The sequence below is a fragment of the Gammaproteobacteria bacterium genome, from assembly GCA_014075255.1.
Taxonomy (GTDB): Bacteria; Pseudomonadota; Gammaproteobacteria; order UBA4575; family UBA4575; genus JABDMD01.
Window position 1 is genome coordinate 221,916 of the sequence record CP046178.1, and the last position, 25,438, is coordinate 247,353.

At 37.7% G+C, this 25,438-nt stretch carries 27 protein-coding genes; 21 read left to right on the plus strand and 6 right to left on the minus strand.

Features of this window, described 5'->3' with window-relative positions; all coding sequences use genetic code 11:
• Positions 1-12 precede the first annotated feature (12 nt).
• Positions 13-1,002 carry a transporter substrate-binding domain-containing protein gene (locus GKR92_01140; GenBank protein QMU60372.1) on the minus strand — a complete coding sequence of 330 codons (990 nt, stop codon included), beginning with the start codon at positions 1,000-1,002 and terminating at the stop codon, positions 13-15.
• Positions 1,003-1,207: 205 nt separating this feature from the next.
• Positions 1,208-1,567 (minus strand): response regulator, encoded by a 360-nt coding sequence (locus GKR92_01145; GenBank protein ID QMU60373.1) that lies wholly within the window; start codon positions 1,565-1,567, stop codon positions 1,208-1,210.
• A gap of 294 nt (positions 1,568-1,861) precedes the next feature.
• Here GKR92_01145 and GKR92_01150 point away from each other — a divergent pair, with 294 nt between their 5' ends.
• The 5 genes from GKR92_01150 to GKR92_01170 all read left to right on the plus strand — a co-directional run bounded on the left by GKR92_01150 (position 1,862) and on the right by GKR92_01170 (position 7,344).
• Positions 1,862-2,644, plus strand: a complete 783-nt coding sequence (locus tag GKR92_01150) for a flagellar motor protein PomA (protein ID QMU60374.1) — start codon at positions 1,862-1,864, stop codon at positions 2,642-2,644.
• Positions 2,645-2,656: 12 nt separating this feature from the next.
• Positions 2,657-3,541, plus strand: coding sequence for an OmpA family protein (locus GKR92_01155; protein QMU60375.1), 885 nt, complete (start codon positions 2,657-2,659; stop codon positions 3,539-3,541).
• A 4-nt stretch (positions 3,542-3,545) separates the two neighbouring features.
• Complete coding sequence (locus GKR92_01160; protein QMU60376.1) at positions 3,546-4,166, plus strand: hypothetical protein; 621 nt, start codon at positions 3,546-3,548, stop codon at positions 4,164-4,166.
• Positions 4,167-4,282: 116 nt separating this feature from the next.
• Positions 4,283-5,929: an FMN-binding glutamate synthase family protein gene (locus tag GKR92_01165; GenBank protein QMU60377.1), complete on the plus strand. Its 1,647-nt coding sequence runs from the start codon at positions 4,283-4,285 to the stop codon at positions 5,927-5,929.
• A 2-nt stretch (positions 5,930-5,931) separates the two neighbouring features.
• The gene (locus GKR92_01170; GenBank protein ID QMU60378.1) at positions 5,932-7,344 is read left to right on the plus strand and encodes a diguanylate cyclase; all 1,413 of its coding nucleotides are present in this window, start codon (positions 5,932-5,934) and stop codon (positions 7,342-7,344) included.
• A gap of 2 nt (positions 7,345-7,346) precedes the next feature.
• Here the strand turns inward: GKR92_01170 and GKR92_01175 are convergent, their stop codons facing one another.
• From GKR92_01175 to flgA, 4 genes are all read right to left on the minus strand, one after another.
• Positions 7,347-8,273, minus strand: a complete 927-nt coding sequence (locus GKR92_01175) for a diguanylate cyclase (GenBank protein QMU60379.1) — start codon at positions 8,271-8,273, stop codon at positions 7,347-7,349.
• Positions 8,274-8,664: 391 nt separating this feature from the next.
• Complete coding sequence (locus tag GKR92_01180) at positions 8,665-9,183, minus strand: hypothetical protein (GenBank protein ID QMU60380.1); 519 nt, start codon at positions 9,181-9,183, stop codon at positions 8,665-8,667.
• Positions 9,184-9,186: 3 nt separating this feature from the next.
• On the minus strand, positions 9,187-9,489 hold the full coding sequence (flgM, locus tag GKR92_01185) for a flagellar biosynthesis anti-sigma factor FlgM (GenBank protein ID QMU60381.1): 303 nt from the start codon (positions 9,487-9,489) through the stop codon (positions 9,187-9,189).
• A gap of 86 nt (positions 9,490-9,575) precedes the next feature.
• Positions 9,576-10,271, minus strand: coding sequence for a flagellar basal body P-ring formation protein FlgA (gene flgA / locus GKR92_01190; GenBank protein QMU60382.1), 696 nt, complete (start codon positions 10,269-10,271; stop codon positions 9,576-9,578).
• Positions 10,272-10,572: 301 nt separating this feature from the next.
• Between flgA and flgB the strand changes: the two genes are divergently transcribed.
• The 16 genes from flgB (at position 10,573) to GKR92_01270 (ending at position 25,208) form a co-directional block, all read left to right on the plus strand.
• Positions 10,573-10,977 (plus strand): flagellar basal body rod protein FlgB, encoded by a 405-nt coding sequence (flgB, locus tag GKR92_01195; protein ID QMU60383.1) that lies wholly within the window; start codon positions 10,573-10,575, stop codon positions 10,975-10,977.
• A 2-nt stretch (positions 10,978-10,979) separates the two neighbouring features.
• Positions 10,980-11,405 (plus strand): flagellar basal body rod protein FlgC, encoded by a 426-nt coding sequence (gene flgC, locus GKR92_01200; protein QMU60384.1) that lies wholly within the window; start codon positions 10,980-10,982, stop codon positions 11,403-11,405.
• Between the two features lie 15 nt (positions 11,406-11,420).
• Positions 11,421-12,086, plus strand: coding sequence for a flagellar hook assembly protein FlgD (locus GKR92_01205; protein ID QMU60385.1), 666 nt, complete (start codon positions 11,421-11,423; stop codon positions 12,084-12,086).
• Between the two features lie 43 nt (positions 12,087-12,129).
• A complete protein-coding gene (locus tag GKR92_01210; GenBank protein ID QMU60386.1) occupies positions 12,130-13,362 on the plus strand; it encodes a flagellar hook-basal body complex protein in 1,233 nt (410 codons plus the stop codon).
• Positions 13,363-13,384: 22 nt separating this feature from the next.
• A complete protein-coding gene (locus tag GKR92_01215; GenBank protein ID QMU60387.1) occupies positions 13,385-14,125 on the plus strand; it encodes a flagellar hook-basal body complex protein in 741 nt (246 codons plus the stop codon).
• 27 nt (positions 14,126-14,152) lie between these two features.
• On the plus strand, positions 14,153-14,941 hold the full coding sequence (gene flgG, locus GKR92_01220) for a flagellar basal-body rod protein FlgG (GenBank protein QMU60388.1): 789 nt from the start codon (positions 14,153-14,155) through the stop codon (positions 14,939-14,941).
• A gap of 13 nt (positions 14,942-14,954) precedes the next feature.
• Complete coding sequence (flgH, locus tag GKR92_01225) at positions 14,955-15,617, plus strand: flagellar basal body L-ring protein (protein QMU60389.1); 663 nt, start codon at positions 14,955-14,957, stop codon at positions 15,615-15,617.
• A 5-nt stretch (positions 15,618-15,622) separates the two neighbouring features.
• Complete coding sequence (flgI, locus tag GKR92_01230; GenBank protein ID QMU60390.1) at positions 15,623-16,735, plus strand: flagellar basal body P-ring protein FlgI; 1,113 nt, start codon at positions 15,623-15,625, stop codon at positions 16,733-16,735.
• Between the two features lie 17 nt (positions 16,736-16,752).
• Entirely contained in the window at positions 16,753-17,796 is a 1,044-nt protein-coding gene (gene flgJ, locus GKR92_01235) for a flagellar assembly peptidoglycan hydrolase FlgJ (protein ID QMU60391.1), read from the plus strand.
• 14 nt (positions 17,797-17,810) lie between these two features.
• Positions 17,811-19,715, plus strand: a complete 1,905-nt coding sequence (gene flgK, locus GKR92_01240; protein ID QMU60392.1) for a flagellar hook-associated protein FlgK — start codon at positions 17,811-17,813, stop codon at positions 19,713-19,715.
• Between the two features lie 5 nt (positions 19,716-19,720).
• Complete coding sequence (gene flgL, locus GKR92_01245; GenBank protein QMU60393.1) at positions 19,721-20,923, plus strand: flagellar hook-associated protein 3; 1,203 nt, start codon at positions 19,721-19,723, stop codon at positions 20,921-20,923.
• Between the two features lie 251 nt (positions 20,924-21,174).
• Positions 21,175-22,524, plus strand: a complete 1,350-nt coding sequence (locus GKR92_01250; protein QMU60394.1) for a flagellin — start codon at positions 21,175-21,177, stop codon at positions 22,522-22,524.
• A gap of 86 nt (positions 22,525-22,610) precedes the next feature.
• A complete protein-coding gene (locus GKR92_01255) occupies positions 22,611-23,009 on the plus strand; it encodes a hypothetical protein (protein ID QMU60395.1) in 399 nt (132 codons plus the stop codon).
• Positions 23,010-23,068: 59 nt separating this feature from the next.
• Positions 23,069-24,451 (plus strand): flagellar filament capping protein FliD, encoded by a 1,383-nt coding sequence (gene fliD, locus GKR92_01260; GenBank protein ID QMU60396.1) that lies wholly within the window; start codon positions 23,069-23,071, stop codon positions 24,449-24,451.
• Positions 24,452-24,506: 55 nt separating this feature from the next.
• Complete coding sequence (gene fliS, locus GKR92_01265; GenBank protein QMU62678.1) at positions 24,507-24,881, plus strand: flagellar export chaperone FliS; 375 nt, start codon at positions 24,507-24,509, stop codon at positions 24,879-24,881.
• Positions 24,882-24,902: 21 nt separating this feature from the next.
• Positions 24,903-25,208: a hypothetical protein gene (locus tag GKR92_01270; protein ID QMU60397.1), complete on the plus strand. Its 306-nt coding sequence runs from the start codon at positions 24,903-24,905 to the stop codon at positions 25,206-25,208.
• Positions 25,209-25,438: the final 230 nt, after the last annotated feature.

Below are 25,438 nucleotides of genomic sequence, written 5' to 3' on the forward strand. Positions count from 1 at the left end.
TACTATTATTGCTTAATCTAAATTACTATTAAATATGAACTGCGAATAATCTATTTTCGAAGTATCTAAGTGCATAAATACAACATCGCCAGTTTTAACTAAATTATCTTGGACAATACCATCTTCATTAAAATATTGATCTTGCTCGTCTGAGCCAACTAAATGAATTAGACTCATTGAGTTTTTAAATTCTTCAATTGTTATCGGAAGTCGTTCAGTTAAAGTTCTATATGAGTCTTCATTATTGTTTTCAACATATTCAAGAGTATCTTTCCAGGCTTGTAAAAATTGTTTTTGTAATCCTGGGTTATTAATAAGCACTTGTTTATTGATAGCGATTACATCTAGTAATTTTTGAGGAATCTGGGAGCTGTCAAATAGTGTATTTACATCAAGTTGTTTTTTTATGGCAATAGAGACAGGAGTGTATGAAGTAATGGCATCAACTTTGCCAGTTTTTAATGCTCTAGGTAATTTATGTAATTCCATAGGGATTAATACTACTTCTGAATATTTTATATCATTTATTTCTAGTGCCCGACTAACAAGATAGGAGCTAAAACTTCCTGCTTCTACGCCAATTTTTTTACCTTTAAGGTCTTTTAAGTTTTTAAATTGTTTAGATGCAAGGATTTCATCTGCACCATTTGAGTAGTCTATTACGGCAATGGTCTGGGCTATTTGTTCAGAATATTTGTGTGCTTCTAATACCTCTACTAATGTGGCCGCCATGCCATCTACTTTTCCACGCTCAAATGCACGACGTACTTCTGCTAACGAACTGAGCTCGACCAGTTCAATATCTATACCTGCTTGTTTGAAAAAACCTTGTTTATGCGTAATAAATAAATATTCGAAACCTGGCCATTGAGTGATACCAATACGAATTGTCTCTTGCTTGTTTTCATATGGATTGAAAGATAAATAAACAAATAGCAGTAAGGTGCCTGCAATCAGTAAAAATGAAATAATGTTTCTTTTGCCCGAAAAATTCTGTGACATGTGTACAAATTTTATGAATATCAATAAATAATAAATTTAAATGTCAATTTAACGACATTTAAATGGATCGTTTAAGATAACAGAAAAAAGTATGTACTTTTATAAACAATGATTAAAGATTTAAGTAGTCAATATTTTGACACTCATTGCGCTGCACTAGTGTTTTATTAAAAAAACGAAAGCCTATCTAATTTAGCAAATAGTTTTATAACGCTTGGCTAATTTGTGTTTTAAATGTGTTTATGCATGAAGGGTTAGAGACAATAAAATCTGCACCCGCATCTTTGGCAATATTATGAATGTTTGTCGATGCCTGTGTAGTTACAAATCCAAATCTTACAGTATTGTTAATTTCACGTAGCTCTCTTAGAAGTTGCAGTCCACCCATCTCTGGCATATTCCAATCTGTTATTACTAAGTCAGGTTTTTTGGTCTCAATGATATGCAGCGCATCTTCACAGCATGAGGCTTCATACACCTTATCTACATGTACTTCTGCTTGATTAAGGTTCCATTTAATAATGTTCCGCATGGCTTGACTGTCATCTACAATTAAGAGTTTCATATATACAAGCTATTCATACTTCTAAGGTTGGGTTATGGGGTGTATCCATAATCCTGTATCGGCATATTTGCTTGATTTTTAAGCACTTTTTCTATTATTTTCAAAATTATCGTATTCCTCGCTCACTCGTCAGCTACTCATCTATTTCATAGCAAATAACTAAATATTTGCCTGTTTTGGCCGTTACAGGGTATGTCGAAAGATTCTATCTTCGATGCTAAAAATACTATATATAAAACAGTAAGTTACATAAATGTACTCATTGAAAATAAGCTGAGCAAGGAGCGTTTGTAAATGGATTTAGCCACTCTATTAGGCTTGGTGGGGGCTATGGCAGTAATCGGGTTAGCGATTGTCTTAGGAGGTTCAGCAGGGACCTTCATGAACGTGCCATCTCTTGCTGTAGTTATAGGAGGCACTTTTGCTGCGACCTTAACGCGAATTTCTTTGGGAGATTTTTTTGGTTCATTTAAGTTAGTTTTATCCACTCTTTTACATAAAGCGGTGAGTCTTTCAAAGCTAATTGAAGAAGCTGTAGAACTTGCGGATGTTGCTAGAAAAGAGGGTGTGCTTGCACTTGAGGGGAAAGAAATTGGTCATCCGTTTTTAGAGCAAGGCATCAATTTATGCATAGATGGGCATCCAACCGAAGTGGTTCAAAAAATGTTAAGCAAAGATATTAATCTTTCTATTGAGCGACATGAAACCGGTAGAGAAATGTTTAAGTCTATTGGTGATGCTGCACCAGCGATGGGTATGATTGGTACATTGATTGGATTAGTGCAAATGTTGTCAAATATGGATGATCCTAAGTCCATTGGCCCTGCGATGGCGGTTGCATTATTAACTACTTTATATGGTGCTGTTATTGCAAATGCAATTGCATTACCAATTGCAGATAAGCTCAAGAAGATTGCTCTGGATGAAAGACTCAGTAAGGATCTAATACTTGAGTCTGTATCGGCTATTCAAGCAGGCACAAATCCAAGGGTAGTTGAGCAAATATTAGCGACTTACTTGCCAGATAACTTGCGTGGAAAAGTGGGTGAGGCAAGTGAAGAAAAAGAGGCTGCATAGTCAAGTCTGACAATGTCTGATGCACCTCCCGCTAAAGCGCCAGAATCTGCAGGATCACCGTTATGGATGGCAACCTTTGCCGATTTGATGTCGCTATTGATGTGTTTTTTCGTTTTGCTTTTATCATTTTCAGAGATGGATGCAGCTAAATTCAAAGAGCTTGCAGGTTCTTTGTCTAAAGCATTTGGTGTGCAACGAGATGTGCCCGCAAATGAGCTACCAAAAGGCACAAGCGTTGTTACAACAGAATTTAGTCCAGGCAAGCCAGATAATGCAACACTGTTAAAAATAATGCGTCAACAAACTACAGATGAGAGTAAACAAAACTTAAACTTTACAAGTGGAGATAAAAATTTAAATAAAAAAGAAGTTGCAAAAGAAATATATCAAGCTGCGGTAAAACGTATGCATGATGAAGCCAAAAAAATTACTCAAATATTAAAAAGTGAAATTGATTCAGGAATTGTTGAAGTGGAGTGGACTGATAGAGAAATTGTGATTCGAATTAGAGAGCGAGGTACATTTCTCTCTGGTGACGATAAAATTGAACAAGAATTTTCATCTTTATTGAAGAAAATTGCGATAGCTTTAAATGCAGTTGAAGGAAAGATAATTGTTTCCGGTCATACCGACAATCGTCCTATTAATACATCAAGATTTCCATCGAACTGGGTATTATCTGCGGCGCGTGCAGCAGCAGTTGTGCATCATTTAGAAGCAAAAGAGAATATTAATCCTGAACGATTGCAAATTAGAGCGTATGGAGATATTAAACCTATATTTACTAATTATACAGAAAATAGCCGCTCTAAGAATCGACGAGTTGAAATATCTATTTTAGGAAATAAGAGTTTGTTGTATGAATATGAAGATGTTTCTTCAGTTATTGATAACTAATTAGATGGTTAAAATTATGAGCAATGCTGATACACAATTAGATAATGCGAACGATAGTTCTATTGAGAATCGCAATGCGTTCAGGATTAACGACAATATTTTATTATCACTACGTTTAATTCCGGATGATCAATTGGAGGAAGTTTTAAAAAAATATCCTGAAAATAATGCTGAATTACAATTGTTAAATAATTTTAGTGACTCATCCAAAGTTTTAACTGATCAGTTTGCATTGGTGCGTAGGCGTTATCCTGAAATTGCAAAGTATTTAAAAGTGATGGACGATAAGATTAATACAATAGCTAGAAGACAATTTTCTGAATGTTCTATGATTCCAGATTTAAATTGGCGAGAAGTGAACATAAGCGCAAGTGGTTTACGATTTTATTATGATAAACGACTAAATATTGGTTCATATTTAGAGCTGAGACTGCAACTATCACAAATTTCAAAGTATATTCTTGCTTATGGCAAGATAGTACGGAGTGAAGTAGAAGGTGAGGAAGAGGGTTTATTTACAATCGGTGTCGAATTTACCGAAATTAGCCTTGAAGATCGTGAAGCTATTCATACGCATGTTAGAGGTAAAGAGATAAGGCTTATTCGCGAGAAAAATCACATTTAAAGGCAAGCCCTATTTAGATAGCTTTAATATTCAATCACTTATGATTACTAGTTCCTAAAGGAAAAATCAATTTGGCCGATAAATAAGTAGTCTGACACTACTAAATCGATATCGGTATGGATGATTTTCTACAAATAGGCAAGACATGGATAGGATATGGTCTTGAGATATCACAAGACCTATTTTCTATTTTATTTCTGATCCTACTGGTTTGTATTCCAATCTTATATATTACGGATATCACGCAGTCCAAACATGCGGTACGACGTAATTTCCCCGTTATCGGGCGCTTTCGCTATTTTTTTGAACATGTAGGTGAATTCTTCCGACAATATTTCTTTTCTATGGATCGTGAAGAGATGCCATTTAATCGCGCGCAGCGTTCATGGGTGTATCGCGCAGCAAAAGATATCAGTAACACGATAGCATTCGGATCTTCACGCGACATAAGTAAAGTAGGTACGGTGTTATTTGCAAATTGTCCGTATCCAACCTTGGGTGAAGATGCAGCACCATTGGCTAAGCAAACAATTGGGCCTGAATGTAGACATCCATTTACCACTAAATCTGTTTTTAATATTTCAGGGATGAGTTATGGGGCAATATCTAAGCCTGCTATTTTGGCTCTTGCAGAGGGAGCAAAGAAATCTGGTTGCTGGATGAATACTGGTGAAGGTGGATTGTCAAAATATCACTTGCAAAGTGGGTGCGACATTGTATTTCAAATTGGTACAGCAAAGTACGGCGTAAGAGACCTCATTAGTGGAAAATTGAGTGAGTCGAAGCTGAGGGAAGTATCCCTGCATAATCAAGTACGTATGTTTGAAATAAAGTTGAGCCAAGGTGGCAAGCCTGGCAAAGGAGGTATTCTACCGGGAGATAAAGTCACTAAAGAGGTGGCTGATATACGCGGTGTTAGAATGGGGGAGGACTCAATCAGCCCTAATCGCCATCCAGATATTAGTAGTGATGAAGATTTATTAGACATGATTGCATTCATTCGTGAGATAACAGGTAAGCCTGTTGGATTTAAATGTGTAATTGGTTCTGAAGATTGGTTAGACCGTTTATTCCAATTAATTACTGTACGTGGAAAATCTACCGCGCCAGATTTTATTACAGTTGATAGTGCAGATGGTGGAACGGGAGCTGCTCCTATGCCATTGCTAGATGATATGGGTCTACCGTTAAAAGAAAGTTTGCCAATGTTGGTGAATAAATTAAATCAGTATGATCTTTATGAGAGAGTAAATGTAATTGCATCTGGGAAATTGGTTACACCAGCAGATGTTGCCTGGGCTTTATGTCTGGGCGCTGAATTTGTGTCCTCGGCGCGTGGCTTCATGTTTTCTTTAGGTTGTATACAAGCTTTGCAATGTAATAAAAACACTTGTCCTACTGGTATCGCAACTCATGATAAGGGGTTGCAACGAGGTTTAAACCCACATTTAAAGTCATTGCGTGTAGCAAATTACGTTAAGAATATAGTGCATGAGGTTGGGATGATTGCGCATTCGTGTGGAGTGAATCATCCTCGAGAATTGAATAGGCGTCATGCGCGAGTAGTGCAGGAGAATGGTTTATCAGTACCATTGAATATATTGTATCCATCAGAAGGTTATGAGTCTGTTGTGGAACGTCGAAATCTTGGTGCGCGTCCATGGTCAGGGAGACAGGACGATAATGAGGACATAAATTTAGAAAATACAGTTGTAAACATACCTCTTAAGCAACTGAGTGAAAAAGCGGACTCGAGTTTATAGTAATGGATCTTCAAGATTCTGAAAATGATGTGATAGAAAGTAAGTCTTCAGGGTTACTGTCGTTACCTGCTGCATTCATTAAAAAATTATATGCGAATAATAATCAGCTATCATCAGATCAGCGAGACCAACAGACTATTGAATCTGAAGTGTATGGGGATGAAAGCTGTGAAGATGTTAGAGAAGTTTCTAAGTCATTGAGCAACTTGATTTGCAGTGCTCAAGAATTGTTTCAAAACCACGATGCATTTAATTCTGTTAATAATATGGCACATGAAATCACTGATGTGTCAGATTCTAATCATGTTTTAATTTCACTGGTAAATGTACTTGAAAAAGTAAGTAAGAAATACGTAATAGAAAAGCAAGAACTTGTATTTGAGTTACCTCTTGAAATACTCAAAAAATTTAAGTTTTCAAAAGACTATCAAGATAGAAGCACTTCTCTGCAAAAAAAATGTAAAGACATAAAATCCATTATGGATCTGAATGAATGTGTACGATCTATTTATGATTTATTTTATAGTGTTTATAAAGATACCTATGCAGATAAGGAGGAGCTTGAAAATTTCTTGTTTAATATTGGTGCTCAAATAAGTCGTATCGGTGATACATTGCATACTGTAGCGGAAGACCAGGCATCAGACTTAAAGGTTCAAGATGACTTAAATTTAAAAATGAATGATGCTGTGAGTCTTATTAGTGAAAATATTATTTCTGGAAATGACTTGGCATCATTAAAAAATACTGTAAAAGTACAGCTTGATACACTGCAAAACATTGTTGAGGAAGAACGTCAAATAGTTAAAGCGCAAGAATCTCGTGTAAACAATAATGTAAAGGCGCTTGCTAAACAGGTAAATGAATTAAAGTTAGAGACTCAAGAGCTTAAAGACAAAGTTCAACGTGAAAAAGAACATGCTCTGCGAGATCCGCTTACAAGCTTATATAACAGACAGGCATATAATGAGAAAATCTCTGAAATTGTCACATCAACAGAAGAGCATGATAGTAATTTATCTCTACTGATATGGGATATAGATCATTTCAAAAGATTTAATGACATTTATGGTCATGTTGTAGGAGATAAGGTGCTTAAAGCAGTAGCAGAAAAGCTTAGTAAATTGCTTAAGGATAATTATTTTTTAGCCAGATATGGCGGTGAAGAGTTTGCAATGCTGACACCAGGATTATCCATTGAGGAATCAAAAGTGTATGCAGATCATGTCCGCAATGAAATTTCAAATATTGCGTTTATAGTTAAAGGCAAGAAAGTGCAAATAACAATCTCTTGTGGAATTACAAGTATTCAAATAAGTGATAATTCGCAAAGCATCTTTGAGCGAGCAGATAAAGCATTGTATGCAGCTAAGGAACAAGGTCGAAATCGTGTAAACATTTTCACGATTTCGTAGATCTAGCGTAAAAATTTCCCATCAGCAATTTTAACTTGGTTTCTTCCTGAATTTTTAGCTAATTTCAGCGCGTTATAGGCTCTCGCATATAAAGAGTCAACTGAGTCACTGCTATCTAATTCAGTAATACCAATGCTAGCGGTTACACGTATACCCTTGTTATTCTTAGCAAGTAGTTCATGATTTGAAACAGCTGATCTAACTCTTTCTGCGATTATATTCGCATCATGTTCTTGTGTATTGCTTAAAATTAAAGAAAATTGATCATAACCAAACCTATATAGAAGATCAGTATCTCTGAGAACACTTTGTAAAGTCTCATACACATGCCTGATGATTAGATCACCTAACATCAAACCATGGTTTTTTTTCAAAATCATGAATCGATCAATATCAATAAGCACAAGGCTTAATGGTTGTTTCTGTCTAAATGCTAATTTTGCTTCTCTGGTAATTTGGCCTTCTAGGAGTCCCCAATTAGGTAATCCTAAGTAAGATTCATTTGCAGTAACTACCATTGCATTTTCATATTGAATGGCATTACGTAATGGAAAAATTGTTGCAGAAACATATTCGTCCAGGCTGCATTTTTCATCTTGCGTTAAATCATCTTTACAATAAATAACGATATTGCCCCATGTATCATCATCAACTTCTATGAGATAACTGTATGAGCTATTGGTTTTTATGCCGCGATTAATATGGGTATACAACAGCGGGTATTCATATTCGATACCACATATCGCCATATCAGCTTTTAAAGACTCAAAGAAAGTCTCAATTATCTGATTTAGGTTTAATGTAGTTTGTAGCTTTAAAACAAGCGCAGCAATGGTCCGATTGATCGGTTTGTTAGCAGAAATTGCCGTAGCAATTTCAAGCGCATGGTTTGAGCTAGTGGTGAACCTTTCAACACTAGAGCTATTCATAAATCCCTCTCCTTAGAATTTAATTTCTTCTATTAAAATGCAGTTAAATGACACCTCTAATATCATTCCTTAAACTTACTGCAAGAGGTAATTATGTTGAAGAATTTAGAGTTCTAATGTTAATTGGTTCAAATAAAATTTATTATTATCATTAAATTAACTACTAAGTATTGGTTATGTTAACTGTGTATGTTTTTAGTAGTTCTAATGAACTTAGTTAACATAAATGGTGTGATGAACAGCACAATAATGGTTAAGTTAGACTTAGCTAATTAATATTAGCGTCTTAATTAGATGCAAATACAAACTAAATTGGATGAAATAATCAACTGTATTAAAAAATAATTCTAAATACAGGGAATGTTAGTCAATTATATTAACTAATATGTAATTAGACTGAAGCTAATTGTCTTGATACGCGCGAGTGGTTTGAGTGTCCACTGTCATCATAGGTTTTTGTCTGCTGTGTACCGGTTAACGAATAAAGAGTGTCTAGTGCACTATTAGTAGATTTTAAACGGTTGGCGAGCAATATGCTATTTTCATCAGATAGTTCGCGACAGAATTGAATCAATTCTTGGGACTCATTCCATGCTTGAATGTTTTTTTCTACACAAATAACATTCATCATTTTAAGTGATTGTTCAAGATTGATGTTCGTGTTATCAGAAGTGTTGTTAAAGTAGTTTGCAATGAAGTCTGATAATAGTTGCATACAGGCAAACTTATCTTGAGTTGCTTGACTGATTTCATCAGCCGTTCCTTTAATTAATACTTCTTGTTCTCCTTGAAGCACTTCTACAAGAGAATTTAGCTTTTTATTAAAGCGTGCTAAAAAATCCTGAATAGAGGAGGCCGCGTACGGGTCAGCATGTATACCCGTGTTGATACTGCTATCGGATGAGCTCATGAACTACTTTAATAGTTGTTCGTACTCAATTAGCTTAGTCGCGATATTCTCCGAATTAATTTTGTAAGTTCCATCTTGTAACGCTTGTTTTACAGTATCGACTTTCTGTCGATCTATAACAGGCTCCGCAGCCAAGCTCTCTCTGATTTTATCTAAGGTTTGGGCAGATGAGATATCTACCTTTCCTGTGCTAGCGACATTAGCAGATTCACTTCCGCCAACATTGGTATTTTTAGCACCCTTGGATGTGTTTTGTAAGTTACTACCGTTTATCGGTCCACTTATATTACTGATTTTGTCTGTCATGTTCGCTTTTCTCGTTTTCTCTATGGTGCTTATCGGCCGTATTCAGACTAACTTTAGTAGTTTAACTAAATATTTTGTGATTTCTGTCAAAGAGTTACCAAAACTAAGTGCTTACCTGAGACGTAGGCCTCAATTTCACGCTTAGAGCTGGTATTTTTAACCCTTATTCGCTCACCTTTGCTGCCATCGCTTAAGGCTACACCGGTTGCGCGTACCTCAATTCCACCCGCCCTTGAAACAATAGTGATTCGCTCACCTCGTTTTATCATTTTCTGTGAATCCAGCATAGTGTTCGTAAGCACTTGATTTGCAGGTATATTTCGCTTTATTTGCATACCTTGTATAGGGGTGTCAGAGAGCAAATATCCGCCTGTTAGGCGAGTAATATCACGTTTTTCTTTACTAATAGAAGCTAAATCAAGCACTTGGTTACGATTTAGACCTATATTTGATACCCATACACTCTTATATATATGTATGTGCGCACCAACATAGACTTTCCATGGCTTATCACCTGTACAACGAACCCCAACGGTTGTGTTGCCAAAGCGTTTATTACCCAATGGCCAGAATGCTTGTAAAGGTGTTGAGCATTGGTGTAGTCGCAAGCGTCTATCGAAATCCTGCACGGTAATCTCAGAATCCTTTGTGTCTTTTGTTTCTGATTGCAGAAAACTAGCTACCGTATTTTTTAAACTTTCATGGCTCTGAATGCCAGCGTGAACATTGCTTACACTCGATAGCAAGATGAAGATATGTAGAAAAATTAAATGTTTTTGCATGGCTTATTATCGTTCAGTAGTTAGTGTTAAGTAAATTCCATCGGTCCTAATATATATTCACTTTATATATTGAATATAGATGTAATATTTTTAATGCAAAATACACACCTAAAATTTCTTTGCAGTATCTAGTGATATCTTCAATTCAGTAGAGCTATTATTGCCGTAAGGCGGCAATACTTGCCGCGATCATTAATTACTTCGTAATGTTACTTACTTAATTGCAGCTAAATTATGTATTTTTAAAAATTGGCATGACACTTGCTTTGTAATAATCACTATTAATTATTAAAAGTAATCTGTGTCTGTATTAGATAACTATTTTGGTATTAGTGCGCAATCTGTTGTAGCAAGATCAAAACGTGCAGAGATATTAGCATCAAATATTATTAATGCTGATACACCAAACTATAAAGCAAAAGATTTAGACTTTGCGTCGATCCTAAATGCAAGTAACAACGTAGGTTCAGTAAAATCTGTTTCTATTAATGCTAGCCATGGAAATCACATATCTAGTGGTTTGACTGATTCATTTTCATTTCAAACAAAATATAGAGTCCCAGAGAATTCTTCATTAGATGGCAACACAGTAGATAGTCATGTTGAAAAAGGACAATTTGCAGAAAATGCAGTGCGCTACCAAATTAGTTTGTCAATGTTGAATAATAAAATTCAAGGTTTAATTAGTACATTGAAAGGTGAATAACAATGTCATTGTTTAATATATTCGATATTGCAGCAAGCGGGTTAAGTGCGCAAAACACGCGTTTAAATACTGTTGCAAGTAATTTAGCAAATGCTGAGTCTATAGCAAGCACACCGGAAGGTGCATATAAGTCTAGACAGCCCGTATTCGCAACTACATATGAAGGTCAATTAAATAATGTGAATAATTCAGCAAGTGCTGGTTTGCGAACTGTAGGAATAGCTGAGAGTTCGGCAGAAAATGTTGCTCAATATCAACCAGGTAATCCAATGGCTAACGATGAAGGTTATATTTATTTGTCGAATGTAAGCGTTATTGAAGAAATGACAAATATGATGTCAGCTAAGAGCAGTTATCAATCAAATATTGAAGTGTTAAACACATCTAAAGAATTATTGTTACAAACATTACGTTTGGGCAGGTTATAAAAAAGGTAAATAAATATGCAAGCTATTTCATCCGATATATTAAGTTTAATTAATTCACCTCAACAGCAAGAAAATAGTTCTGACGATCTAGGCCAAGCCGATTTTCTTGAACTTATGGTTACGCAATTGCAGAACCAAGATCCATTTGAACCTCTACAAAGTGGAGAGTTTATAGGGCAACTTGCACAGTTTGGTACTGTTTCTGGTGTTGGTGAATTAAACAATTCATTTAGTGCTCTTTCGAGCTCATTGATTTCAAGTCAATCACTTGGGGCAACAAATTTGATAGGAAAAAATGCATTAATCCCATCGGATAGCTTGAGTTTAAAAGAAGGTGAAATAGCAAGAGGAGCAATTGGGGCAAATGCGCCTGCGAGTAATGTAAACGTTAATATTTTTGATGAAGCAGGGAATCTAGTTAAAAGTCTACCTATTGGTGTTGTTAACGACGAATTGCAAGATTTTTCTTGGGATGGAACAGATGCGAGTGGAAACCAAGTGTCAGATGGAGAATATTTCTTTTCTGTAGTGGGTACCCAAGGCGATGATAGTGTTGCATTAGATACCTACGCATATAAACAGATTGAGAGTGTTTCGTTAGGACAAAATTCTAATTCAGTCCGCTTAAATGTTGAGAATGGAGGAGAACTGAAAATCTCTGAAATATTAAAGATTGAATAAGTAAAGTTAAAATATATTTGTTAATTAAAAAGGGAGAATTATTATGCCATTTGATATTGCACTTACAGGACTAAATGCAGCGCAAAACGATTTACAGGTTATATCGAATAATATAGCCAATAGTGAAACTACAGGTTTTAAACGTTCAAGAGCAGAATTTGCAGATTTATATGCTACATCTCAATTTGGTACATCAAGCAATGCTATTGGACAAGGTGTTCAAGTTGCATCAATTTCTCAGCAGTTTACTGATGGCGACATTACCTTCACCGATAACTCGTTAGACTTAGCAATTTCTGGCGGCGGCTTTTTTGTATTAAGTGATGGTGGTTCGCAAACATTTTCTCGTGCTGGCGCATTCCAAGTAGATAACCTTGGAAATATTGTTAATTCATCTGGTAGCCAGTTGGTTGGTTTTCAGGCCGATAGCAGTGGAAATTTAACGGGTGCTCAGGGACCACTAGCGATTAATCGTTCAAATATAGCACCTAATGTAAGCAGCTTAATAAATATAGATGCAAATATTGATGCATCTGAGCCAGTCCTGCCTGCATTTTTAATTGGGCCAACGGGTGTTCCAGATGCTGGTACCTATAATCATGCAACTTCTTATACAGTGTTTGATTCCTTAGGTGGTGAGCATGTTACTACTAACTATTTTAGAAAAGATAATGCAAATGATTGGCAAGTGTTTCAGCATGTAGATAACGCGCAAATATCAGGCCCTGATGTATTAACGTTTGATGCATTCGGAGCACTTAGTGCGATCAATGGAACAGCAGGTCAAACCACTACAACTTCTGCTGCATTTACCCCTGGAGGCGTCGGTGCTCCAACCACATTTACGGTTGATTATGGTGACATTACGCAATTTGGTGGTGGTTTTGGTGTGAGTGCAATTGATCAAAACGGTTATGCAACAGGTCGTTTAAGTTCACTAGACTTTGACCCTTCAGGTACTTTGTTTGCTCGTTATACGAATGGGCAATCCTTAACTTTAGGGCAGGTTGCACTAGCTAATTTTGCAAATTCACAAGGTTTGCGTCCTACAGGTAATTCAGCTTGGTCAGAGTCTTTTGCATCGGGGCAACCGCTTATAGGAGTACCTGGTTCAGCAGATTTGGGTTTGATTCAATCAGGCTCATTAGAGGAATCTAATGTTGATGTAACGGGTGAATTAATTAATTTGATTCAAACGCAACGAAATTTTCAAGCGAATGCACAGGTAATTGGAACAGCAGACACAATTACTCAAACCATTATCAATATTCGTTAATAGTTAACTAAAGGTTTAAATCATGGATCGCTCATTGTATGTAGCTATGAATGGAGCAAAGCAGGTGCAGCTTCATCAAGCAACTAATACTAATAATCTTGCGAACGCTAGTACCACTGGATTTAAGGCAGACTTTGATGCATTTAATAGTTTGCCAGTAATAGGTCCTGGTTATGAAAGTCGTATTTATAACCAAGATGAACGAAGTGGGATCGATTTTTCTGGTGGTGCGTTACAACACACTGGAAGGGAGCTTGATATTGCAGTAAGCGAAAATGGTTTTATTGAAGTTCAAGCGCCTGATGGAAGTAGTGCTTATACCCGTGCGGGTGATTTGCATACCACATCAGCGGGTTTGTTAGAGACAGGTGCAGGTCATCCTGTGATAGGAAATGACGGACCGATTGCATTACCTCCATTTGAAAAACTTGAGATAGGTGCAGATGGGACTATTTCAATTTTACCTGTAGGTCAGGAAGCAACAACTTTGGCAACAATTGATCGCATTAAGTTAGTTAATGCTGATGCAGAAGTGCTTGTTAAAGGCGAAGACGGGTTGTTAAGGGCGGCTCCCGATGTGTCTCTTGAGGCGGATGCATCGGTTGCTGTTACATCAGGTGTGTTGGAGTCTAGTAATGTAAATACGGTTTCAGAATTATTAGATATGATCGAATTAACAAGGAATTTTGAGCTGCACGTTAAAATGATGCAAGCAATTGAAGAAAATGATTCTGCTACAACGCAGTTACTAAGAGTTAATTAAAATAAAAATTACATATAGGAAACTAGTATGAGTAGTACAGCACTTTGGAATGCAAAAACAGGTTTGGATACACAGCAAACACGAATTTCAGTGATTGCTAATAATTTGGCTAATGCAAATACAACTGGATTTAAAAGTGATCGTGCAGTTTTTGAAGACCTTATTTATCAAACGGTACGGCAGCCAGGAGCGCAATCATCTCAGGACACACAATTTCCTACTGGTTTGCAAGTAGGTACAGGTGTACGTCTAGTCGCAACAGAAAAATTATTTACTCAAGGAAATTTAACGCGAACAGGTGGTTCTTTAGATCTTGCAGTACAAGGTAATGGGTTCTTTCAAATTTTACAGCCAGATGGAACCATTGGTTATACCCGTGACGGAACCTTTACATTAGACTCGACTGGCCAAGTTGTAAACTCGAGTGGCTATGTGTTGCAACCATCAATTACGATTCCTCCTAATGTGGTTAATATTACCGTTGGCGCAGATGGAACCGTGTCTGCGCAAACTAGTGGAAGCGCAGCGTCAACACAAGTAGGAAATATTCAATTAGCAAGTTTTGTAAACCCAACAGGTTTGCAGGCGCGTGGGGGGAATTTATTATTTGAAACAGCTGCTTCAGGAACTCCGCAAATTGGTACTCCCGGAACTAATGGCTTAGGCCAACTTGATCAAGGGTCGTTAGAGACATCCAACGTTAATATAGTAGAAGAGTTAATAAACATGATCGAAACGCAAAGAGTATACGAAGTTAACTCACGAGCGATTGAAACTATCAGTAGCATGCTTGAATTTGCTAACAACACAATATAATTAAAATAATAATATGAAATATATTTTCGTCATTCTTTTTTTGATTAGTATCGCATCTGGCTGCTCTTCAGTCGGAAGTCTAAAAAATCCTGAATATGCACCTAGTGATGCAATGATTCCAGAGGCAAAAACAACTGTAGATGGTGCTATTTATGATGCATCTTCTAATTTGTTTTTATTTGAAGATGTCAAAGCAAGAAGAGTAGGTGACTTGATTACTGTGGTGCTAGAAGAAAGTATTAATGCATCAAAATCTGCAAGTACAGAAGCTGATAAGGAATCTACTATAGGCTTGCCTGCGCCAACCTTGTTTGGTAAAGATAATCGTTTAAATGAAATAGTAAATGATATTGAATCTAGTCATGAGTTTAATGGTGAAGGTGAAACTACACAAGAAAATAGTATTGAAGGCAATATTACGGTAATGGTTCACCAAGTTTATCCTAATGGATACTTGCTTGTTAAAGGTGAAAAATTAATTGAACTAAATGAAGGTAGTGAGGTTGTGCGAATTTCTGGAATAGTACGTCCTACAGACGTCACTACGGATAATACGGTCTTGTCAAATCAAGTAGCGAATGCGCAAATTACCTATAAAGGTAAAGGTATCGTAAGTGATAGCAGTAAGGCAGGTTGGTTAACAAAATTCTTTTTCTCTGCAGTGTGGCCCTATTAAATACTATGAAAATATCAAAAATAATTAGTTTAAGCCTCATGCTTGTTACATTTTTAGCATCGAGTAATGTTAGTGCAGAAAGAATCAAAGATATTTCTTCTTTTGCTGGAGTTCGTAGTAATCAATTATTAGGCTATGGATTGGTAGTCGGCTTAGATGGTACAGGCGATCAGACTTCACAAACTCCTTTTACTATTCAGAGTTTAAAAAGTTTTCTAAAACAATATGGCGTTACAATACCGCCAGATATTAATCCACAATTAAAGAATGTAGCTGCAGTAACGGTTCATGCGGAACTATCGCCATTTGCTAAGCCTGGTCAAAATATAGATATAACCGTTTCTTCATTAGGTAACGCCAAAAGTTTACGCGGTGGTAGTTTATTGTTAACTCCATTGCGTGGTATTGATGGCCAAGTATATGCGATTGCCCAAGGTAACCTTGTTGTAGGCGGGTTGGGAGTGCAAGGAAGTGACGGGTCTAGTATTAGTATTAATATACCTAGTGCAGGACGAATTCCAAATGGTGCTAGTGTAGAACGCGCTGTACCTTCTCCATTTGCAACGAGTGATGAACTGTATTTGAATTTACATGCAGCTGACTTCACAACTGCTAAGCGTGTACAAATGCGTATTAATAAACATTTTAAACAAAATGTTGCCTATGCAGTAGATGCGGTGACGATAAAAGTAGATGCGCCATTAGATACGGTGTCTAGAGTTTCGTTTGCAGCAGATTTGGAGAATATTGAGTTAATACCTGGTGAGGCAGCAGCAAAGGTAATCGTCAATTCTAGGACAGGTACGGTTGTCATCGGTTCTAATGTTAGCGTGTCACCTGCGGCAGTTACTCATGGTAGTTTGGCAGTAACGATTACTTCTGATCCTTTGGTAAGTCAGCCTAATGAGTTTTCGGATGGAGAAACCGTCGTTGTCGATCGAACTAATATTGAAATTGAGCAAGAAGCAAATCGCATGTTTGTGTTTGGACCAAGTGTAACGCTAAATGAAATTGTTCATGCGGTGAATCAGGTGGGTGCCGCGCCGGGAGATCTGGTAGCTATTTTAGAGGCGCTTAAACAAGCTGGTGCGTTACGTGCTGAACTCGTTATTATTTAAAAATGGAATTTGTATAAATGGAATCTCAGCTTGACGTAGCTAAGACACTTAGTAGTCTTGCACAAACTAAACAACTAGGCGGCAATGGTAGTGCTTCCGATCTCGGTGATGCAGCACAGAAATTTGAAGCGTTCTTTATCCAATCGATGCTTAAAAGTATGCGTAGCGCTTCCTTGTCTAGCGGATTGCTAGATAGCGACAAGTCAGATTTCTATAGAGACTGGCATGATCAACAGCTTGCAACTGATTTGGCATCTAAAGAAACATTTGCAGTTGCTAAATTACTGCAACGTCAGTTTGCGGGACAGCCTGCTGATGCGACACTTGATGTGAACTTGAAAATAGATCCATTATTTCGGCGCAGTTCGATTTCCTCGCTTGGAGCGCCAGATTCCCAAGAAGCTACCACTCAAGTGGCATCTCTTGGTATATCTAGTGGCAGTACTGGTGGACCAATTAATACCACACTAAAACAAATAGTTACTGATGAAATTCAAGAAACTAGCGGTATAACAAGCACTTATGAGCTGTCTGCTCCTGAGCAGTTTGTTCAAGAAATTTATCCGTATGCTCATCAGGCCGCTACAAAATTGAATACATCTGCCGATGTATTGGTTGCAATAGCAGCATTAGAGACAGGCTGGGGTTTGCATAGACCTCAAGCTGGTTATGGACAAGATTCCCATAATTATTTTGGGATTAAAGCGAATAATTGGCAAGGCCCAGAGGTTACGAATGTAACGCACGAATTTGATGGTGAGAAAACGATTAAGATTCAAGATAAATTTAGAGTATATGAAACGCCTGCAGATTCATTTAACGATTTTGCAGAGTTTTTGTTAAGTAATCCGCGCTATCAAGATGCGATCAGGAATGCTAGCGATGTAAAAAGTTTTGCAGCAGAGCTACAAAAAGCAGGTTATGCGACGGATCCAAACTATGCCAAAAAGATAAATTCGATTATGGATGGGAGCATTCTAAAAAATGCAATACATTCTTTGAATGAGCAGGCATCAGCTGGTGATGTAACCTCTGAATATCAAGCAAAAAATACTCACTAAGATAAAGAGATTGAATCGTGGTAGACGCATCAAGAGTAGCTATAACAGGATTGCAAGTATTCCAACGTGCGCTTGCGACTACTTCTAATAATGTAGCGAATGTAGGTACTGAAGGATATACGCGTCAACGTGTTGATATAACTTCGCGCCCATCACAAAGATTTGGAGACGGATTCTTTGGAAGTGGAGCAAGAGTTTCAAGTGTACAGCGTATCGAAGATCAGTTCCTAAATGCGCGTGTACAATCTAGTTCATCAGATGTTGCACGTTTAGACTCTTATTTAAGTTTAATAAATCGTGTAGAAAACCTAGTATCCGGATCTCAAGGTGGTTTGGATAATGCGTTTCAAAACTTTTTTAATAGTTTGCAAGATCTTTCAAATGATCCTGCCTCTATACCGGCTCGACAAGTTGTTCTAAGTAACTCAGATACGCTAGTTGCACGTTTTAAAGATTTAGATGCTAGTTATAACGATATCAATAAGGAAATTAATACACGATTAAGAGGTGATCTGAATGATATCAATAGTCTTACCAGTGGAATTGCGGATTTAAATAAAGCAATTGTAGCGGCTAGTGCTACTACATCTGGTGAAGGTGTGCCAAATGACTTAGTGGATCAAAGAAATGTTTTAATCGGAAGATTATCAGAACGCCTTTCAGTCAATACAGTAGAGCTAAGCGATGGTTCGGTGAATGTATTTATTGGTGGTGGTGAATCAGTAGTGATCGGTAATTTATCAAGAGATTTATCTGCTATAAATGACCCGGCTAATCCTGGTGAGTTGCTGGTTGGGATCAATGTAGGGCCGAGTACATTTGATATTACCGATAAAATCACCGGTGGTAGTGTAAGTGGCTTGTTAGATTTTAGGTCTGAACAACTTGGTCAAATTCGAAACCAGACGGGTCGATTAGCGCTAGTGTTAGCAAATGAATTTAATGCTCAACATCAAGCTGGATTAGATGCTAATGGTTCTGTGGGCGGGCAGTTTTTTGCAACTTCTGCACCGCAAACCTTAGCGAATCAAAATAATAATGGTACAGCAACAGTAACTACTAGTATTACCGATATCAGCCAGGTGACAACTTCGGATTATGAATTAAATTTCGATGGTGCAAACTTTACCTTAACAAGACTAAGCGACGGTGTTAGTACTAGCGCTGCGTCTGGGCCATTTAATATTGATGGTATACAGGTAGATATCGCTGGAGCAGCGTCAGCAGGCGATAGTTTCTTGATTCAGCCAACCAGAAATGGTGCTGCGGGTATTAGCGTGTTACTAACTAATACTAGTCAAATTGCTGCAGCATCTCCAGTACGTAGTCTGGAAAGTACTGCAAACTTGGGTAATGGAGTAGTTACTTCGCCAGAAGTACTGGATGTAAATAATGCAGATCTATTCGATACGGTTGAGATTCGATTTAATACACCAGCAACTACTTTTGATGTTGTAAATGTAACGGATGGCGCAACGATAGCAGTCGGTGTTGCGTATTCAAGCAATGCAAATATTGATTTTAATGGAATCCGCGTACAAATTCAGAATCAGCCTGAAGCAGGTGATGTATTTACAATAGAACAAAATACAGGTGGTATTGGTGATAATACAAATGTGGTTGCTTTACTGGATTTGCAAACATCGCAAACAGTGGGTGGCACTGCAACGTTACAAGAAGGGTACGGTTCTTTGGTGAGTCAAATTGGTACTATTAGCCGGCAAACCAGTATTAGTAGTCAAACACAGCAAGCACTTTTTGATCAAGCTGTACAGGCGCGCGATAGTGTTTCAGGCGTTAATCTTGATGAAGAAGCCGTAGATTTAATTAGGTATCAACAAGCATATCAGGCGGCTGCCCAAGTGATCGCTACATCCAATACCTTATTTGATACATTTTTAGCTGCTGTTCGAAGGTAAAAATAATGACTAGAATTACTACAGCTTATTTATTTCAAAAAACTGCAGTAGATATTGCCAAGCAGCAATTTGAAATTTCAGAAGTTCAAAATCAGATAGGTACGGGCAAGCGCATTAATAAACCTTCAGATGGTCCAGCAGAAACCGCAAGAATTATAGATTTAAACCAAGCGATTGGCAGTATTGATCAATTTCAGCGCAATGGTATTTTTGCTAATCAACGTTTAGGGTTGGAAGATGCAACACTTTCGAGTGTAAATAATTCATTGCAACGTGTTAGAGAGTTAGCTTTACAGGCTAATAGTGGTAGTCAAACTGGTGAGACGCGTGCAATTATTCGTGCAGAGGTAGAGCAAAGACTAGAAGAATTACTTGATTATGCCAATGCACGTGATGGAAATGGAAACTATTTGTTTTCAGGTTCTAAAAGTCGTACGGAGCCATTTACACAAACTGCAGCAGGTGTAGCGTATAATGGTGATCAAAATCAGCTTACATTAAAAATATCTAATAATCGCACTATTGTTTCTTCGGAGTCTGGTTATGATATTTTTGTCAATATAAAAAATGGAAATGGAGACTTTGTTACATCATTAGATGTAGCTAATTCGGGTAATGGGGTAATTACAGTCGGATCGGTCATAGATAATGCTGCATTCCAAGCTAATGACTTTAGTATTACTTTTACCTCGCCAACAACCTTCGATGTTGTCAATAACACCACTGCTACTACTATTCTGGCTGGTCAGAATTACGTTTCAGGTCAAGCTATAAGTTTCAATGGTGCTGAAGTTTCTATAGCAGGTGAACCACAAGCGGGTGATGAATTTCAGGTTAATGCGAGTCGTAGACAAAATGTATTTGCAACATTACAAAACTTTATAAATGCCTTGCAAACAGGCTCTACCGATCCTGCAGATCAAGCTCAACTTACTCAAGCATTAGATCGTACCATTAGTGATGTAGATAATGCTTTAGCGAATGTTCTTAATACTCGCACTTTTATTGGTACACGACAAAACTCAATAGATAATGCAAATATTGAGAATGATGGAGCAAAGTTTGAGTTGCAAACTACACGGTCTCAAATTGAAGATTTAGATTACGCACAAGCCATTACGCAACTGCAATTGCAACAAACAACTTTACAAGCGATTCAAGGTGCCTTTGCACAAGTTCGCGGTCAAAGTTTGTTTAACTTTCTTTAATTAACGTATAAATTAACCCTTCGTCGGATAATTCTACTTCCTATTAGTTTTACCATTAAAGAAAATCGCCTTGCTGCCATGTGTAGTTGATTGAATTTCTTACATTTTTTTCAAAAAATCCTTAAAGGATTCAAATCACACGCCGATAAGCTTAGCAGGACAACGTAGAGGCTTGGTTCTTTGCGGTGTCGAAGTCTCTAGTTAGAGATTTTAGACTTTTGTAAGGATGAACTACTTAAGGAGTAAGTAAAATGCCTCAAATTATTAATACAAACTTATTTTCGTTGAATGCTCAACGAAATTTAAATACCACGCAAGGTCAATTACAGACCTCGTTGGAGCGTTTGTCTTCAGGTTTACGAATTAACAGTGCGAGTGATGATGCTGCTGGCTTGGCGATTGCAGAGCGATTTACTTCACAAATTCGAGGATTAAACCAAGCCATTCGTAATTCAAATGATGGTATTTCGTTTTCTCAAACCGCTGAAGGCGCTTTATCAACCGCAACCGATGCATTGCAACGTGTTCGTGAGTTGGCGGTACAGTCTGCTAACGATACGAATTCATCTACAGACCGTCAGGCTCTGAATAATGAAGTGCAACAGTTAATTGCTGAAGTTAATCGTATTTCGAATAGCACGCAATTTAACGGCCAAAATATTCTTGATGGCACTGCAAGTACGTTGGTGTTCCAAGCGGGTGCGAACCAAAACCAAACCATTAGTGTTGATGGTGTGGATGCTCGAGGTTCAACTCTTGGTGCTAATGTTTCCGTTAGTGGTTCAATTGAACAAGCAGCTATTAATACTGCAGTGACAACTGACACATTAACTGTGCAAGGTGTGGCAGTAGATCTTTCTGGCTTATCTGCTACGGCAGCTACAACTACCCAAGTTGCAAATGCAATTAACAATGTTACTGCGACATCAGGGGTACAAGCTCAGATTAATACCACTGTTACAACAGGGCCATTGGTGAATGCTGCTGGCGCTGCAAATATTAATGGTGTGTCATTAACGCTTGCTGGTGATGCAACGGACCTTGATACCATTAACAACTTTTCTGCGCAAACAGGTGTTACCGCTTCAGGTACTACTGGAGCCATTGTATTAAGTAATACAAATGGTGCTACGATTGAAATTGACGCGGGTGTTGGATTAGGTGGTGCTGCACAAAGTGTTCAAGCGGGTATTACACTTTCAGCTGCAGTTGGAACAACCGTTACTGTAGGAGGCGCGGCACCAGCCGTTCTTAGCGGTAATGCAGTTGGTGCCGGCGGCGCAGACCAAACAGCAAATGGACTTAGTGTATTGACTCAAGCTGATTCAAACGCTGCGTTATTAACTGTTGATGCGGCTTTACAGCAAATTAATACTTTGCGTTCAGAGTTAGGTTCGGTTCAAACTCGTTTTGAGTCCACCATTTCTAACCTTCAGATTACCGTTGAAAATCTGACTGCTGCACGTTCGCGTATTCAAGATGCTGACTTTGCTGCAGAAACTGCAAACTTAACTCGTTCGCAGATTCTACAGCAGGCGGGTCTTGCAATTGTTTCTCAGGCAAATTCTTTGCCGCAGAACGTATTGTCGCTACTTCAGTAGTTGATAATTAACTTTCGTGTTTATGCATCTAGAGCTTTTCCTATCCTTCTAGATGCATAACCGAAAAGTTTGATAGGAGATTTAAAATGGTTGCACAAGTAATTAAATTGCCCACTGTAGCTACTAACAATTTTCAATCTACACAATCTGGCGCTGCAGCTGAAGTGATTAAAAAATCAGCTAGCGAAGCTAAGGTTGATAGTGAAAAAGCAAATGAAGTTGCTAAGCAAGCTACGCAAAATGTGGAAGCTGTGCGCAATGCTGCTAAAGAATTGAATGATTTTAGTGAAAAAATACAGACGAATTTGAACTTCTCGGTTGATGAAGGTAGTGGTCGATCAGTAATCACCGTTACCGATACTCAAACTGGAGATGTAATTCGTCAAATTCCGGCAAAAGAGGCCCTCGCGGTGGCAAACTTACTCCGTGAAGCATCCGCTGCAGAAATCGGAAAAGTTGGATTATTGTTAGCAGCACAGGGCTGAGCATAAACTGGCATTAATATTGCTATCTATCATCAAGGATTGATGGAAATTAAATAATTATGGCAGGTACAATAACATCGTTAGGTATAGGTTCTGGGATTGATATTGAAAATATTGTAACCCAGTTAGTCGCTGCTGAGCGCAGACCTATTCAACTTCTTGAAACACGTCAAACTGAAATTGATATTCAGGTTAGTGCTTTAGGCTTGATTAGGGATTCTGTATCAAAATTTCAAACGGGTATATCTGATCTTAAGCTATCTTCTGGTTTTAGATCATTTTCCGTTACCTCAAGTGATGACCAAATAATCACTGCATCGGTGGGCGAGGGATCAGTTCCAATAGCAAGTGATATCGAAGTATTAAGTCTAGCGCAAAAAAACAAATTAGCCTCCTCTGCATTTGCAAATGGCGACAGTATTGTTGGAAACGGACAGCTAGATATTTCAGTTGGAGTGGCCACGTTTTCAATTAGCATTAATGATAATAACAACACCTTAATAGGTATTCGCGATGCTATAAACGACAATTTCGATAATACAGGTGTGTCGGCATCCATTATTACTGCAGATGATGGTAGTCATTTAGTTTTAACTTCAGAAGAAAGCGGTACAGAAAATGTTTTGAGTGTAACCGTAATTGGAGATAGTGATGGTAATGATACAGACGCTGCTGGTCTTTCTAATCTAGTATTTGTAGCTGGTGGCACGGAGAATTTACAAGAAATAGATATCGCACAAGACGCAACATTAACCGTAGATGGTTTTGATGTTACACGTTCTTCAAATGAAATTTCAGATGTCATCGAAGGGGTCACCTTATCTTTAAAAGATATTGGTACTGCAGCATTATCCGTTACTGAGGATCGCTCCGTAGGTAAAAACGCAATTGAAACGGCAGTCACTGCCTACAATGATCTCATAATCAGTTTAAACACTCAGCGTGAATCTACTTTGCAAGGTGAATCTTTATTGCTTGGGATTGAAACCCGAGTACGTCAAATATTTACTAATAGATTGAATGTTACTGGTAGCGATTTTAATTATTTATTTGATGTAGGTTTAACGTTTGATCGCGATGGAATACTTAGCTTAGATGACGAAAAGTTTGATCAAGCTATCGAAGATGATTTTAATGGTGTCGTGCAATTATTTTCAAATCCTGACGATGGTTTCGCGCAATCTATTGATTCGATTTTATCCAGTTATGTGGAAACTGGCGGCTTAATACAAGCGCGCACAGATGGCTTGAGCGATAGCCGATCTCAAATAGACGATAATATTGCACGTATAGAGAATCGTATTGTTCTTACTGAAAAGAGGCTGCGTAGTCAGTACGCGGCGCTGGATAGTTTGGTCGGGCAACTGAATGCGACTAGTAATTTTTTAACTCAGCAATTGGCGAATCTGCCGACAAATAGCTTAATAAATAGTAGAAATTAATACCTAAAGTAAAATAAGGAAACTAGATATGAACATGACAGCAGCAACATTGGCTATAGATGAATACCGTAGTAGCGGTGTGTTAGGAAATGTTGAGCGATCGGATGCGCACGGATTAATTAGTTTGCTATTTAAAGGCGCTATTGATCATCTTTTAGCTGCAAATGGTTATATAGAGCGCAAGCAAATACAGGAAAAAACAGTGAGAATTTCCAAAGCGATTGCGATATTAGACGGCTTAAGATCCAGTCTTAATCTAGATAATGGTGGCGAAATTGCGCAAAACTTAGATGATTTATATGATTATATGCAAAGACAACTCGTGGTTGCGAATGCAGATAGTGATGTATCTATAATCGATGAAGTAATGGGGTTGTTACGTGAGATCCAAGAAGCTTGGAATTCCATACCTAATGAAGCCCGTGTATAGCAGATAGCGGTTGGGTGCAATATGAATGCTAGTAAGCAGCTAATGCAAGTGACTGACTCGGCGAATGAGTTGCTGACTACTATCGAGAATGAGTCATGGGATGAGGCAATAGCGCTTAGTCTACAGTGGGATAAAAGGGTTCGTACATTTATCCATAGCTTATCTGCTGAGCAATTTATTGCTATGAAAAGTGAAATTGAGATAATTGTATCTCAAAATAACAGTATAGAAAAACGTTTAGTTGCCATGCGCGCCAAAGTATTGACGCAAATTCAGGAAAATAACACTTCACGATCTGCTATTCAGCTTTATAACAGCGCCGTTTAGCTTTCATAAGGTATTGCTGTATATAATTGCAGCACATCGATTGCTAATTACAAGCATTTCATTGCGAAATAAATTTGTGAGGTACCATTAATTTAGGCTGTTCAGAATAAATATTATTTATTTTTTAGTTGCAATAAATTGTTGTATTATTTATTAACAAATAAGTTTTGTATCCATATTAAAAGTAATGTATCTTTTAATATGTTGAGTGGGGCTATGTAAACGTAGAA